This window comes from Micromonospora sp. DT227 (assembly GCF_049841835.1).
Classification (GTDB): Bacteria; Actinomycetota; Actinomycetes; order Mycobacteriales; family Micromonosporaceae; genus Micromonospora.
The window spans coordinates 219,068-232,552 of record NZ_JBNCLA010000004.1 but is presented as its reverse complement, the minus strand read 5'-3'; the positions used below and the strand labels follow the sequence as shown (position 1 = coordinate 232,552).

Below are 13,485 nucleotides of genomic sequence, written 5' to 3'. Positions count from 1 at the left end.
AATTTCTACTCCTGTCTGGAGAACCGGGTGAGCACGGAGAAAGTGGTCGTCATCGGTCAGGGCTACGTCGGTCTTCCCCTGGCCGTACGCGCCGTCGAGGCCGGCTTCGACGTGGTGGGCCTGGATGTGGACGCCGACCGGGTCAAGCGGCTCGCCTCGGGGGAGTCCTACGTGGAGGACATCCCGGCCGAGCGCCTCGGCCGGGCCCTCGGCAGCGGCCGTTACCGCCCGAGCGCCGAGTACGCCGACGCCGAGGGCTTCGACGTCTGCGTGATCACGGTGCCGACCCCGCTCCGGGACGGCACCCCGGACCTGAGCTTCGTCGAACAGGCCGGCCACCACGTCGGCCCGTACGTGCGGCCCGGCGCCACGGTGGTGCTGGAGTCGACGACGTACCCGGGCACCACCGAGGAGCTGCTGCGCCCGCTCCTGGAGACGGCCAGCGGACTGCAGGCGCCCGGGGACTTCCACCTCGGCTACAGCCCGGAACGCATCGACCCGGGCAACCCGACCTGGCGGCTGGAGAACACCCCCAAGGTGGTCTCCGGCGTGGACGCCGCCGCGCTGGAGCGGGTGGACGGCTTCTACCGTCGGATCGTGGCCCGGACGGTGCCGGTGCCGTCCACCCGGGTCGCGGAGCTGACCAAGCTGATCGAGAACACGTTCCGCCAGGTGAACCTCGGGTTGATCAACGAGCTCACGATCCTCTCCCACCACCTCGGCATCGACGTCTGGCAGGCGATCGACGCCGCCGAGACGAAGCCGTTCGGCTTCATGCCGTTCCGGCCCGGGCCCGGCGTCGGCGGCCACTGCCTCCCGATCGACCCCTGCTACCTGTCCTGGCAGGTCAAGCGGCGGCTGGGCCGGCAGTTCCGGTTCATCGAGCTGGCCAACGACGTCAACCACGAGATGCCCGAGCACGTCACCCAGCGGATCATGGCCGGCCTCAACCGGGCCGGCCGGGCGGTCAGCGGCGCCCGGCTGCTGATGCTCGGCCTGGCGTACAAGAAGAACACCGGCGACATGCGTGACTCGCCGGCGGTCGACGTCGCGCGCCGGCTGTGCGACCTCGGCGCGGACGTGCGGGCCGCCGAGCCGTACGCCGAGCCGCACCAGATCCCCGCCGGCGTGCTGGTCGTGCCGCTTACCGAACACGAGGTCGACGCCGCCGACGCGGTGATCGTCGCGACCGACCACGACGTCTTCGACTACGAGATGGTGGCCGGCCGGGCCCGTTACGTCTTCGACGCGCGGAACCGGTGTTCGGGACCGACAGTGGAGCGGCTCTAGGAGCACCCCGCCCCGACCGTCGACGGCTGCGCTAGCGTGGCGATCATGGAGGCACCTGCGGATCCACGGGCCCGGCGACTCTTCGGGGGCAGCGCCCGGGCGCTCGGCGACCTGGCCGCCGGGCCGTTCCGGGCCGACCGGGACCGGATCGTCGGCTCGCCGTTCTTCGCCCGGCTGAACGGCGTCACCCAGGTGATCAGTCCGGGCGGCTCCGGGCTGCTGGTGCACAACCGGCTCACGCACAGCCTGAAGGTGGCCCAGGTGGCCCGCGCGATCGCCGAACGGCTGACCGCCGACCCGGCGCACCGGGACCTGCTGGAGAAGCTGGGCGGCTGCGACCCGGACGTGGTCGAGGCCGCCGCGCTCGCCCACGACCTCGGACATCCGCCGTTCGGGCACCTGGGGGAGCGGGTTCTCGACCGGCTGGCCCGGCAGCGGCTGGGGCTGCCGGACGGCTTCGAGGGCAACGCCCAGTCGTACCGGATCGTCACCAGCACCGAGATCCGCGGCGCGGCGACCACCGGGCTGGACCTGACCGCCGCGGTCCGGGCGGCGATGCTGAAGTATCCATGGACCCGGCTGGACCACCCCGACCCGCATCCGCGACACCTCGACCCGGCGCCCCGGGGCGCCGCGCCGCCGCCGGACGACCCGGAGAGCGGGTCGTTGAAGTTCGGCGCGTACCGCACCGAGCTGGACGACCTGCGGGCGGCCCGGGAGCCGTTCGCCGGGCGGATCCCGGACTGGCAGCAGACGCCGGAGGCGTCCGTGATGGACACCGCCGACGACATCGCGTACGCCATCCACGACGTGGAGGACTTCTACCGCGTCGGGGTGCTCCAGCAGGGCGCGGTGGCCGCCGAGCTGATGGCCTGGCAACGCGAGTGCGGGCACCTGCGGTCGATCACCGCCTCGGCGCTGGACACCGCGGGCCGGCGACCCGGCGCGGCGATCGAGCGGCTGCGCCGCCAACTGCACCGCAAGGACGGCTGGATCGCCGACGACGAGGCGTTCGCCGCGGCCGTCGAGCACGTCCGCGAGGAGCTGGTGGAGGGGCTGCTGGCGTTGCCGTTCGACGGCTCGATCGAGGCGGAGCAGTACGTCGCCCGCTTCTCCGCCCGCTGGTCCACCCGCTTCGTGGAGGCCATCACGGTGACCCCGGAGCCGGACGTCCGCTCCGGGTACGTGCTGCTGGGCAAGGCGCAGTGGCACGAGGTGCAGGTGCTCAAGTTCGTCCACCACCGGTTCGTGCTGGCCCGCCCCGACCTGGCGCTGCACCAGCGCGGCCAGGCGCGGCTGCTGGACACGCTGGTGGAGGCGCTCTGGGAGTGGCTGCTGGACCCGGAGGAGGAGTCCCGACTACCCCGCCGGCTGCACGACCTGGTGGAGCTGGCCGAGGCCGAGCTGCATCCGCGTACCCCGGACCGGATCGGTCGGGCCCGGGGCCGGGCCATCGTCGACTTCGTCGCGCAGCTCACCGACGGTCAGGCGGTGGCGATGCTGGACGCGCTCTCCGGGCGTTCCGGCGCGTTGTGGACCGACGCGTTCGTGCTCTGAGGCTCGCTCAGCGCGCCGGCACTCCCTTGACCACGAGGCCCGGCGCCACGTCGCGCACCACGCAGGCGCCGGCGCCGACTGTCGCGCCGGCCCCCACCCGAAGGCCCGGCAGCACCACGGCACCCGCTCCGACCAGCGCTGCGGTGTCGAGGCGACAGTCGCCCGAGACGGCCGCGAGCGGGTGCAGGGAGACGTAGTCACCGACCACGCAGTCGTGGGCGAGGGTGGCGTTCTGGTTGACGTGCAGGTGCCGTCCGACGGTGACTCCGGTGGTGATCCGGCCGCCGGCGAAAACCACCAGACCCTCGGCCGACACCAGGTCCGGGCCGACGGTCGCGTCCGGGTGTACGAGACTGGCCGCGGGCAGGCCGAACAGTTCGACCCGCGTGCCGACGACCCGCCGGATCCGTGGGTCGCCGAGGCCGAGGACGACGTGGGTCGCCGGCGACAGGTGCCCGAGCGTGGCCACGGTCCCGAGGTAGGGGACGCCTGTCGACTCGACGCGCTTACGGTTCCGCTCCGACGGGTCGTCGTCGACGAAGCCGACCAGCCGCCAGGGCGGCCGGTTCGACGCGGCGTTGACCGCGGCCACGACCTGCGCGATCTCCCGACCGTGGCCGCCGCATCCGACGATGACGAGGTCGAGACCCACCGCCGCTACCGTCCCGCCGTCGCCGGTTCGGGCCGCTCCGGCGCGGTGCCGCGGAACTCGTGCGCGGTGGCGGTGCCGGGTGCGTTGATTCCTCGCCGGCGGAGCACGGCCACCGCCGTCCGGGCCAGGATGCGGGCATCGAGGCTGAGGCTCCAGTGGTCCACATACCGCAGGTCGTAGGCGAACCGCTTCTCCCAGTCGAGCTCGTTGCGGCCATTGACCTGCGCCAAGCCGGTCAGCCCCGGTCGGACGGCGTGGCGCCGGAACTGCTCCGGTGTGTAGCGATCGCGGTAGCTGGTCGGGAACGGGCGAGGACCCACGAGGCTCATGTCCCCGCGCAGGATGTTCCAGAGGCTGGGCAGTTCGTCCAGGCTGGTGGACCGCAGCCACCGCCCCAACGGGGTCAGCCGGAGCTGGTCGTCGCCGGGCGAGAAGGCGTGGCCGCCGCCGGCCATGGAACGAAACTTCACGATGGTGAACTCGCGGCCCCGCCAGCCGATCCGCCGTTGCCGGAAGAGCACCGGGCGGCCCAGGCCGAGCAGCACGGCGACCGCCACCGCGGCCAGCACCGGGGCCATGACCAGCAGGGCGGTCGAGGCGACGACGACGTCGACGACCCGCTTGACGGCCGCGACGCCGCCCCGGGACGAGGTGGGTGTCGCGGGATCTACCACGCCTGGGGAGAGGCGAACCTGCATGCTGTCCTCCGGCCGCTGACTCGTCAGCGAACAGAGTACGCAAAAATAGGCCGAAGAGTGCCTTGTCTGTCTTTTTCCGCCAAGTCAGGCGATCGCCTGCCACCAGCCGTCCACCGCCGGCGGCTCGTCCACCACGACCCGCTCGCCGGGGCGCGGCACCGCCAGCCGGACGCCCCGCGCCTTCGCCTCGGCCCAGAGCCGGTCCACCGGCTCCGACCAGTCGTGCAGGGCCAGGTTGAACGTGCCCCAGTGCACCGGCACCAGCAGTTCGCCCCGGACGTCGAGGTGGGCGGCGACCGCCTCCTCCGGGAACATGTGGATGTTCGGCCACGCCCGGTCGTACGCGCCGATCTGCATGAGCGTGACGTCGAACGGGCCGTGCTCGGCGCCGATCGCGGCGTAGCCGTCGAAGTAGCCGGAGTCGCCGGTGTAGAACAGCTTCCGCCGCGCGCCGGCCACCACCCAGGAACTCCAGAGCGTGCCGTCGCGGCGCAGCCCGCGCCCGGAGAAGTGCTGCGCGGCGGTGGCGGTGAGCGTCAGGCCGCCGACCCGGTGGCGCTCCGACCAGTCCAGCTCGACGATGCGGTCCGCCGGCACGCCCCAGCGTTCCAGGTGGGCGCCGACGCCGAGCGGCACCAGGAACGGCGCGGACTGGTGGGTCAGCAGCCCCCGGACCGTCGCCATGTCCAGGTGGTCGTAGTGGTCGTGCGAGATCAGGACGGCGTCGAGCCGGGGCAGCTCGTCGAGGCGGACCGGCGGCTCGTGGATGCGTCGCGGGCCGACCAGCGCCGACGGTGAGCACCTGTCGCTCCACACCGGGTCGAGCAGCACCCGGTGGCCCTCGATCTCCACCAGCGTGGAGGCGTGGCCGTACCAGATCACGTTCAGCTCGTCGGCCGGGTCGGCGGGCGCGGCGTCGGTCGGGCGCAGCAGCGGCACGGCGCTGCCCGGCCGCCGCTTCTGCTTACCGAAGATCAGCTCCCGGACCAGGTTGCGGCCCGGGTCGGCGACCATGGTGGCGTTCGTGCCGGTCGGGTTGTGGAACGTGCCGTCGCGGAACCGCGGTGACCGGGCGGCGCGTTCCGCCCGGGCGCCGGTGAGCCGGCCGCCGAGCTGGGCCGGCACGTCACGCGCCGCCCAGGCCAGCCCGGCCACGGCGGCCAGCCCGGCGAGCCGCCACCCCCGCCCGCCGCCTGCCGTGCCCGGTTCGCGTTCCGTCGGTGCCCGCATGCTCGTCCCCTCCGCCGTGTCCCGCAGTACACGGTAGCCACCACCGTCCCCATCCGTGGAACGACGGGTCTGGGGAGACGCTGACTCAGCTCAACCGCCGCCGTACCGCCGACCCGACCGTCGCGGTCGCCCCGCCCACGGTCCGGACCACCCGCGACAGGTCGGGCAGCCAGCCGCCCCGGACCGCCTCGCCGGCCGGGTTGGGCGTGAACACCACGCCCTCGGTCGGCGGCACCGGCCGGCCGGTGAGCCCGCCGAGCCGCATCAGCGGGCCGACCAGCACGTCGTAGACGGCCGGCAGCGCGGTGAAACCGACCCGCATGACCAGGTTGACCCGGCCCACCGAGATCTCCCGGCGGGGCTTGTCGGCGCAGTGCGCGATGGCCCGGGCCACCCGCTCCGGGGTGGTGATCGGCAGCGGTGGCCGCCCGATCCGTCCCACGTAGTTCGCCGCCTGCTGGTAGACCGGGGTGTCCACGCTGCCGGGGGTGACCAGGCAGACGTTGACGCCGGGCAGGTCCCGGGACTCCTGCTGCAACGCCCGGGCCAGCCCGTGCAGGCCCCACTTGCTGGTGACGTACCCGCTCATGTAGGGCGCGGTGATGTGACCGAGCACGGAACCGGTGAGGATCAGCGTGCCCGCACCGGCCTCCTTGAAGTGCCGCAGCGCCACCCGCGCCACCCCGGCGGAGCCCAGCAGGTCGGTGCGGACCACCTGCTCGAAGACCTCCGCCGGGATCTCCTCGAAGCGTCCGTACGCCATCACGGCGGCGGTGTGCACCCAGACGTCGATCCGGCCGAACCCGGCGACCGCGGTCGCCGTCAGCGCGTCGAGCGCCCCCGGTTCGGTGACGTCGGTGGGCACGACGCGCACGTCCGCCGCGCCGGCGTCGGCGCACTCCCGGCGTACCTGCTCCAGGGTTTCGGGCGCGCGGGCCGCGAGGACCAACCGGTCCCCGCGGCCCGCGAACTCCCGGGCCGCCGCCCGGCCGATCCCGCTGGTCGCGCCGGTGACGACCACCGTCCGGGTCACGGCGCGAGCACGACCTTGACGCAGCCGTCCTCCTTCTTCTGGAACATCTCGTACGCCTGCGGCGCCTGCGCCAGCGGCAGCCGGTGGGTCCGCAGGTCCTCGACGCCCAGCGGGTCGTCGTCGCCCGCCAGCAGCGGAATGATCTCGTCCACCCAGCGGCGCACGTGACACTGGCCCATCCGCAACTGGATGCCCCGGTCGAACATCTCCATCAGCGGCATCGGGTCCTGCTCGCCGCCGTACACCCCGGAGATCGAGACGGTGCCGCCGCGCCGGACCGCCTTGAGCGCGGCGTGCAGCACCACCAGCCGGTCCACCCCGGCCGCGTCGATCATCGGCCGGGCCAGCTTGTCCGGGAGCAGGCCGGCGGCGGCCTGCGCGATCTTGCCGACCGGCGCGCCGTGCGCCTCCATGCCGACCGCGTCGATCACCGCGTCCGGGCCGCGCCCGTCGACCAGGTCGATGAGCGCGCCCGGCACGTCGTCGAGCTGGCTGACGTCGAGCACCTCGATGCCGTGCCGGCGGGCCATCTCCAGCCGCTCCGGCACCAGGTCCAGGCCGATCACCCGGCCGGCGCCGAGGTGCCGGCCGATCCGGGCGGAGAACTGCCCGACCGGGCCGAGGCCGAACACGGCGAGCGTGCCGCCGGGCGGGGTGTCCGCGTACTTCACCGCCTGCCAGGCGGTGGGCAGGATGTCGGAGAGGTAGAGCCAACGCTCGTCCGGCCCGGTGTCGGGGATCTTGATCGGGCCGAACTGGGCCTGCGGGACGCGCAGGTACTCGGCCTGGCCGCCCGGGACCGAGCCGTAGAGCGAGGTGTAGCCGAACAGCGACGCGCCCTTGCCCTCGGCCGTCACCTGGGTGGTCTCGCACTGGGCGTAGAGCTGCCGCTCACACATCCAGCAGTGCCCGCAGGAGATGTTGAACGGGACGACCACCCGGTCGCCCTTCTTCAGCCGGGTCACCCCGGAGCCGACCTCCTCGACGATGCCCATCGGCTCGTGGCCGAGGATGTCGCCGGGCTTCAGGTACGGCCCGAGCACCTCGTACAGGTGCAGGTCGGAACCGCAGATGGCGGTCGAGGTGATCCGGACGATCGCGTCGGTCGGCTCCTCGATCCGGGGGTCCGGGACGTCCTCGACCCGGACGTCACGCTTGCCTTGCCAGGTCAGTGCCTTCATGCCTGAATGTCCCTCCTCGGTGCCGTCCATGGGACTGCTACCCGCGCGGAGTGGCTTGAACCGGCGGCGTCCCGTCGCTGTCCACCGCCCTGCCTCGCGGCCGTCCCGCTCGGGCCCGGCGTGCTGGTGCGGGCCAGCCCGACGGGTGCCCCGCGCGGGCGTGGGAAGCGCGCAGATCTTGGTAGGAAAGTGCCCCTCCGGGGGCCATTCCGTACCAAGATCTCCGGGGCCGGGGGGCTGCGTGCCCCGGAAACGGGCCGACCGCCGCGCCCCTGGCTGCGGGGTGCGGCGGTCGGGTGGTGCGGTGGCGAAGGGTCAGGAGCCGGGGGTGCCGGCCCGCTTCGTGGTCGCCTTGAGGTAGTCCCGGTTGAGGCGGCCGATGGTGTTCAGCGGGATGCCCTTCGGGCAGGCCGAGGCGCACTCGCCGATGTTGGTGCAGCCGCCGAAGCCGGCCTCGTCGTGTGCGTCCACCATGCCGATCACCCGGGTGTAGCGCTCGGGCTGCCCCTGGGGCAGCAGCGAGAGCTGGGTGACCTTGGCGGCGGTGAACAGCATGCCGGAGCCGTTCGGGCAGGCCGCGACGCAGGCGCCGCAGCCGATGCAGGCGGCCGAGGAGAACGCGGCGTCCGCGTTGTCCTTCGCCACCGGGGTGGAGTGCGCCTCCGGGGCGCTGCCGGTCGGCGCGGTGACGTAGCCACCGGCGGCGATGATCTTGTCGAACGCGTTCCGGTCCACCACCAGGTCCTTGATGACCGGGAAGGCCCGGGCCCGCCAGGGCTCGATGTCGATCGTGTCGCCGTCGGAGAACTGCCGCATGTGCAGCTGGCAGGCGGTGGTGCCGCGCTGCGGGCCGTGCGCCTCACCGTTGATCATGAGGCTGCACATGCCGCAGATGCCCTCACGGCAGTCGTGGTCGAACGCGACCGGCTCCTCGCCGTCGAGGATCAGCCGCTCGTTGAGCACGTCGAGCATCTCCAGGAAGGACATGTCCGGGGACACGTCCGGCACCGGGTAGGTCACCATCCGACCCTTGTCCTCGGGGCCGGTCTGGCGCCAGATGCGCAGGGTCAGGTTCACTTGTAGCTCCGCTGCGAGGGGTGGACGTATTCGAAGGTCAGGTCTTCCTTGTGCAGCACGGGCTCGCCGGTGCCGGTGTACTCCCAGGCGGCCACGTACGCGAACCGGTCGTCGTCGCGCTGCGCCTCGCCGTCCGGCGTCTGGTACTCGGCCCGGAAGTGGCCGCCGCAGGACTCCTCGCGGTGCAGGGCGTCGATGCACATCAGCTCGGCCAGCTCGAAGAAGTCGGCCACCCGGCCGGCCTTCTCCAGCGACTGGTTGAGGCCCTCACCGTCGCCCGGGACGCGGACCCGCTGCCAGAACTGCTCGCGCAGCGCCCGGATCTCGGCGATCGCCTTGCGCAGCCCGGCGTCGGAGCGCTCCATGCCGCAGTGCTCCCACATGATCTGGCCCAGCTCGCGGTGGAACGAGTCCACCGTGCGGTCGCCGTTGACCGCGAGCAGCCGCGTGATCCGGTCCTCGACGTCGGTACGCGCCGCGACCGCCTCCGGGTGGCTGGCGTCGACCTTCTCCATCGGGTTGGCGGCCAGGTAGTTCGCGAGGGTGCTCGGCAGCACGAAGTAGCCGTCGGCCAGGCCCTGCATCAGCGCCGAGGCGCCGAGCCGGTTCGCGCCGTGGTCGGAGAAGTTCGCCTCGCCGATCACGAACAGGCCGGGGATGGTCGACTGGAGGTCGTAGTCGACCCAGAGGCCGCCCATCGTGTAGTGCACGGCGGGGTAGATCCGCATCGGCACCTCGTACGGGTCCTCGCCGGTGATCCGCTCGTACATCTCGAAGAGGTTGCCGTACTTGGCCTCGATGGCCTTGCGGCCGAGCCGGTCGATGGCGTCGGCGAAGTCGAGGTAGACGCCGAGGCCGGTGGGGCCGACGCCGCGTCCCTCGTCGCACACGTTCTTCGCGGCGCGGGAGGCGATGTCGCGGGGGACCAGGTTGCCGAAGGACGGGTAGATCCGCTCCAGGTAGTAGTCCCGCTCGTCCTCGGGGATGTCCCGCGGGCCGCGGTCGTCGCCCTTGGCCTTCGGCACCCACACCCGGCCGTCGTTGCGCAGCGACTCGCTCATCAGGGTCAGCTTCGACTGGTGGTCGCCGGAGACCGGGATGCAGGTCGGGTGGATCTGGGTGTAGCAGGGGTTGGCGAAGTACGCGCCCTTGCGGTGCGCCCGCCAGGAGGCGGTGACGTTGCAGCCCTTGGCGTTGGTGGAGAGGTAGAAGACGTTGCCGTAGCCGCCGGAGGCCAGCACCACCGCGTCGGCCATCTCGGTGCTGATCTCGCCGGTGACCATGTCGCGGACCACGATGCCGCGCGCCCGGCCGTCGACGACCACCAGTTCGAGCATCTCGTGGCGGGCGTTCATCTCCACGTTGCCCAGGCCGATCTGCCGTTCGAGGGCCTGGTACGCGCCGAGCAGGAGCTGCTGGCCGGTCTGGCCCCGGGCGTAGAAGGTGCGCTGCACCTGGGCGCCGCCGAACGAGCGGGTGTCGAGCAGGCCGCCGTACTCGCGGGCGAACGGGACGCCCTGGGCGACGCACTGGTCGATGATGTTGACCGAGACCTCGGCCAGCCGGTGCACGTTCGACTCCCGGGAGCGGAAGTCGCCGCCCTTGACGGTGTCGTAGAAGAGGCGGTGCACCGAGTCGCCGTCGTTGCGGTAGTTCTTGGCGGCGTTGATGCCGCCCTGGGCGGCGATCGAGTGGGCCCGGCGCGGGCTGTCCTGGTAGCAGTAGGACTTGACGTGGTAGCCCTGCTCGGCCAGCGTCGCCGCGGCGGAGCCGCCGGCCAGGCCGGTGCCGACCACGATCACGGTCAGCTTCCGGCGGTTGGCCGGGTTCACCAGCTTCATCTCGAAGCGGTGCCGGTCCCACCGGGTCTCGACCGGGCCGTCCGGGGCCCGGGTGTCGGCGATCGGGTCGCCCTCGGTGTACAGATCCATGTCAGGCCACCAATCCGGTGAGTACGGCGAACGGGACCACCAGGTAGCCGGCGCAGAGCACGACGGCGAACACGAGCGCGGCGGCGCGGGCCCGGCGCTCGACCCGCGGCGTCTGCTGGCCGAGGCTGCGGAACGCGCTGAACGCGCCGTGCCGCAGGTGGAAGCCGAGGGTCACGATGGCGAGCGTGTAGAAGAGGGTGACGTACCAGCGCTCCGGGGCGAAGTCGGCGACCACGTTGCCGTACGGGTTGGCCGGGTCGCCCTGCGGGTTCAGGTGACCGGTGGTCAGGTCCAGGATGTGGTAGATCACGAAGAGCAGGATGATCACACCACCCCAGCGCATGGTGCGGGCCGCGTAGTTCACGTGGATCTTCCGCCGGTGCGCGTACGCCACCGGGCGGGCGGCCCGGGCGCGCATCGCGAGCACGGTGGCCGCGCCGATGTGGGCCAGCACCGCCACGGTGAGGATCGTGCGCTGGATCCACAGGTACCAGGTGGTGGGCAGCAGCGGCGTGCCGAGGTCCCGCAGCCAGTGCGCGTAGTGGTCGAACGACGTCTCGCCTGTGAAGATCTTCAGGTTCCCGAGCATGTGCACGATCAGGAACAGCACCAGGAGGATGCCCGTCACCGCCATGACGGCCTTCAGGCCGACGTTGGAACGGATGGGCGACCGAGTTTTCGTGATTACCACACGACCGACGCTAGGAGCACTTCGATCAGGCGTCCAATGCATCGAAATCACAGTCTTGATAGCCGTAAGCTATAGAGATGCAGCTCCATCAGCTCCGGTACTTCGTTGCGGTCGCAGAAGTACGACATTTCACCCAGGCGGCCGATGTCGTCGGCATAACGCAGCCCTCGTTGAGTAAGCAAATTCACGCCCTGGAGGCCGACCTCGGGGCGCCCCTCTTCGAGCGGGTAAGGGGCAACATCTCGCTCACCACGGCCGGCGAGGTGCTGCTGCCGCTGGCCAAGCGGATCCTCGCCGACGTGGACACCGCGACCCGTGAGGTGCAGGAGCTGGTCGGGCTGCGCCGGGGGCGGGTCCGGCTCGGGGCCACGCCCAGCCTGGCCACCTCGCTGGCGCCGCCGGTGCTCCGCCGGTTCCGCGACGCCCACCCCACCGTCGACCTGCGCGTCGAGGAGGGCGGCTCGCAGGATCTCGTCCGCGACATGCTCCGCGGCGACCTCGACCTCGCGCTGATCATCATGCCGTCCGGCGGCGCCGATCCGGGGTTGCGCGTCGACCCGATCCTGCGGGAGAGCCTGGTGGTCGCCTCGGTCGACCCGTTGCCGGGCGTCTCGGCCGGCGGCGAGCTGCGCATCACCGACCTGCGGGACCAGCCGCTCGTCATGTTCCGCGAGGGCTACGACCTGCGCGACGCCACGCTCCAGGCGTGCCGGGCGGCCGGCTTCGAACCGGCCCTGTCGGTGGACGGCGGGGAGATGGACGCCGTGCTCAGCTTCGTCGAGGCCGGGCTCGGCGTCGCGCTGGTGCCCGGCATCGTGGTGGCCCGCCGGCCCGGCATCCGGGTCACCCGGCTCGCGCCGCCCGGCGTACGCCGCACCATCGCGGTGGCCCGCCGCCGGGACGTGGTGCCCACCCACGCCGGCCGCGAGCTGCGCCGCATCCTCCTGGAGTACGTGCACGACGCGACCGCCACCGACCGGCTCCCGGCCGGGGTGGAGCCGCTGGCCTAGCTGGCGGCAGCCGTGGGCCAGGTGCGCAGCAGGGCGTCGACGGCGTCCAGGACCCGCGCCCAGCTCTCCGGCGGAGCCGGCGGGCTGTGGTCGAAGCCGCCCCCCATCTCCAGCCCGACGAAGCCTTGGAAGACGCTGCCGAGCAGGCGGACGGCGTGCGTCTGGTCCGGCTCGGGCAGGTGGTAGCCGCGCAGGATCGCCCGCATCATCTGGGCGTGCCGGACGCCGGCGCTGCCGGCGGCGGTCGCCGGGTCGAGCCGCAACTGGGCCGCCGCCCAGCGGCCCGGGTGCTCGTGGGCGTAGTCGCGGTAGGCGTTCGCGAAGGCGGTCAACGCGTCCTTGCCGGCCCGCCCGGCGAGCGCGTCGGCGGCCCGGTCGGCGAGTTCGCCGAGCGCGAGCAGCGCGATCCCGGTCCGCAGGTCCTGGGAGTTGCGGACGTGCGAGTAGAGGCTGGCGACCGTGACGCCGAACCGTCTGGCCAGCGCCGACACGGTCACCTGGTCGAAGCCCACCTCGTCGGCCAGCTCCGCCCCGGCCCGGATCAGACGCTCCTGACTGAGTCCCACGCGGCCCATGTGCCTCCCCTCACCACGGCCCATTATGCCTTTGCCTAATACCCTTAGGAAAATTACCCTCGGGTGTATGACCCCGCTGACCGAACCCGAGATCCGGGCCGCGTTCGTGAACTGCACCAAGGGTGAGGCGAAGCGCATGCACGTGCCCCGCGACCTCGACGCCCGCCCCTGGGCCGACCTCGACTACCTCGGCTGGCGCGATCCCCAGGCGCCCGACCGGGCCTACCTGGTCGCCACCGTGGACGGCCGACCGACCGGCCTCGCGCTGCGCCGCCCCAGCCCCGGCCCTCGCCAGCAGCGCCGCAACATGTGCTCGGTGTGCCTGACCAACCCGGTCGGCGGCGTCAGCCTGATGGTCGCGCGTAAGGCGGGCAAGGCCGGGCAGCAGGGCAACTCGGTGGGCATCTACCTCTGCGACGACCTCGCCTGCTCGCTCTACCTGCGCGGTCGCAAGGACGCCGGCCCCGGCGCCCGCCTGCCCGAGTCACTGACCCTGGCGGAGAAGATCGACCGCACCGTGTCGCACCTCACCGCCTTCATCACCCGCGTCACCACCTGAC

Annotated in this window: 13 protein-coding genes; 4 read left to right on the top strand and 9 right to left on the bottom strand. The window is 72.4% G+C overall.

Annotated features, from left to right (window positions below):
• The first annotated feature begins 27 nt into the window (after positions 1-27).
• A complete protein-coding gene (locus tag ACLQ2W_RS16260; RefSeq protein WP_425787139.1) occupies positions 28-1,290 on the top strand; it encodes a nucleotide sugar dehydrogenase in 1,263 nt (420 codons plus the stop codon).
• Positions 1,291-1,335: 45 nt separating this feature from the next.
• Positions 1,336-2,847, top strand: a complete 1,512-nt coding sequence (locus tag ACLQ2W_RS16255; protein ID WP_425787138.1) for a deoxyguanosinetriphosphate triphosphohydrolase family protein — start codon at positions 1,336-1,338, stop codon at positions 2,845-2,847.
• Between the two features lie 7 nt (positions 2,848-2,854).
• Here the strand turns inward: ACLQ2W_RS16255 and ACLQ2W_RS16250 are convergent, their stop codons facing one another.
• The 8 genes from ACLQ2W_RS16250 to ACLQ2W_RS16215 form a co-directional block, all read right to left on the bottom strand.
• Entirely contained in the window at positions 2,855-3,499 is a 645-nt protein-coding gene (locus ACLQ2W_RS16250; protein WP_281939407.1) for a NeuD/PglB/VioB family sugar acetyltransferase, read from the bottom strand.
• Positions 3,500-3,504: 5 nt separating this feature from the next.
• A complete protein-coding gene (locus ACLQ2W_RS16245) occupies positions 3,505-4,197 on the bottom strand; it encodes a sugar transferase (protein WP_425787137.1) in 693 nt (230 codons plus the stop codon).
• Positions 4,198-4,281: 84 nt separating this feature from the next.
• Positions 4,282-5,427 carry an MBL fold metallo-hydrolase gene (locus ACLQ2W_RS16240; protein WP_425787136.1) on the bottom strand — a complete coding sequence of 382 codons (1,146 nt, stop codon included), beginning with the start codon at positions 5,425-5,427 and terminating at the stop codon, positions 4,282-4,284.
• An 85-nt stretch (positions 5,428-5,512) separates the two neighbouring features.
• The gene (locus ACLQ2W_RS16235) at positions 5,513-6,460 is read right to left on the bottom strand and encodes an SDR family NAD(P)-dependent oxidoreductase (RefSeq protein WP_425787135.1); all 948 of its coding nucleotides are present in this window, start codon (positions 6,458-6,460) and stop codon (positions 5,513-5,515) included.
• The gene (locus ACLQ2W_RS16230; protein ID WP_281939415.1) at positions 6,457-7,641 is read right to left on the bottom strand and encodes a zinc-dependent alcohol dehydrogenase; all 1,185 of its coding nucleotides are present in this window, start codon (positions 7,639-7,641) and stop codon (positions 6,457-6,459) included. The genes ACLQ2W_RS16235 and ACLQ2W_RS16230 overlap by 4 nt, the downstream gene beginning before the upstream one ends.
• 315 nt (positions 7,642-7,956) lie before the next feature.
• A complete protein-coding gene (locus tag ACLQ2W_RS16225) occupies positions 7,957-8,718 on the bottom strand; it encodes a succinate dehydrogenase/fumarate reductase iron-sulfur subunit (protein WP_281939416.1) in 762 nt (253 codons plus the stop codon).
• A complete protein-coding gene (locus tag ACLQ2W_RS16220; protein ID WP_405093462.1) occupies positions 8,715-10,649 on the bottom strand; it encodes a fumarate reductase/succinate dehydrogenase flavoprotein subunit in 1,935 nt (644 codons plus the stop codon). The genes ACLQ2W_RS16225 and ACLQ2W_RS16220 overlap by 4 nt, the downstream gene beginning before the upstream one ends.
• Before the next feature lies 1 nt (position 10,650).
• Complete coding sequence (locus ACLQ2W_RS16215; protein WP_405093463.1) at positions 10,651-11,382, bottom strand: succinate dehydrogenase cytochrome b subunit; 732 nt, start codon at positions 11,380-11,382, stop codon at positions 10,651-10,653.
• Between the two features lie 29 nt (positions 11,383-11,411).
• Between ACLQ2W_RS16215 and ACLQ2W_RS16210 the strand changes: the two genes are divergently transcribed.
• On the top strand, positions 11,412-12,350 hold the full coding sequence (locus tag ACLQ2W_RS16210) for a LysR family transcriptional regulator (protein ID WP_425787427.1): 939 nt from the start codon (positions 11,412-11,414) through the stop codon (positions 12,348-12,350).
• On the opposite strand, the gene ACLQ2W_RS16205 is transcribed toward ACLQ2W_RS16210, so the two are convergent.
• Positions 12,347-12,925, bottom strand: coding sequence for a TetR/AcrR family transcriptional regulator (locus tag ACLQ2W_RS16205; protein ID WP_425787134.1), 579 nt, complete (start codon positions 12,923-12,925; stop codon positions 12,347-12,349). The genes ACLQ2W_RS16210 and ACLQ2W_RS16205 overlap by 4 nt on opposite strands.
• A 67-nt stretch (positions 12,926-12,992) precedes the next feature.
• On the opposite strand from ACLQ2W_RS16205, the gene ACLQ2W_RS16200 reads away from it, so the two are divergent.
• Entirely contained in the window at positions 12,993-13,484 is a 492-nt protein-coding gene (locus ACLQ2W_RS16200) for an FBP domain-containing protein (RefSeq protein WP_425787133.1), read from the top strand.
• Position 13,485: the final 1 nt, after the last annotated feature.

Excerpts from the sequence above, each read along its gene's own strand:
- ACLQ2W_RS16205 (WP_425787134.1), bottom strand. The coding sequence starts at position 12,925 with ATGGGCCGCGTGGGACTCAGTCAGGAGCGTCTGATCCGGGCCGGGGCG.
- ACLQ2W_RS16220 (WP_405093462.1), bottom strand. The coding sequence starts at position 10,649 with ATGGATCTGTACACCGAGGGCGACCCGATCGCCGACACCCGGGCCCCG.
- ACLQ2W_RS16215 (WP_405093463.1), bottom strand. The coding sequence starts at position 11,382 with ATGCATTGGACGCCTGATCGAAGTGCTCCTAGCGTCGGTCGTGTGGTA.
- ACLQ2W_RS16255 (WP_425787138.1), top strand. The coding sequence starts at position 1,336 with ATGGAGGCACCTGCGGATCCACGGGCCCGGCGACTCTTCGGGGGCAGC.
- ACLQ2W_RS16240 (WP_425787136.1), bottom strand. The coding sequence starts at position 5,427 with ATGCGGGCACCGACGGAACGCGAACCGGGCACGGCAGGCGGCGGGCGG.
- ACLQ2W_RS16245 (WP_425787137.1), bottom strand. The coding sequence starts at position 4,197 with ATGCAGGTTCGCCTCTCCCCAGGCGTGGTAGATCCCGCGACACCCACC.
- ACLQ2W_RS16230 (WP_281939415.1), bottom strand. The coding sequence starts at position 7,641 with ATGAAGGCACTGACCTGGCAAGGCAAGCGTGACGTCCGGGTCGAGGAC.
- ACLQ2W_RS16200 (WP_425787133.1), top strand. The coding sequence starts at position 12,993 with ATGACCCCGCTGACCGAACCCGAGATCCGGGCCGCGTTCGTGAACTGC.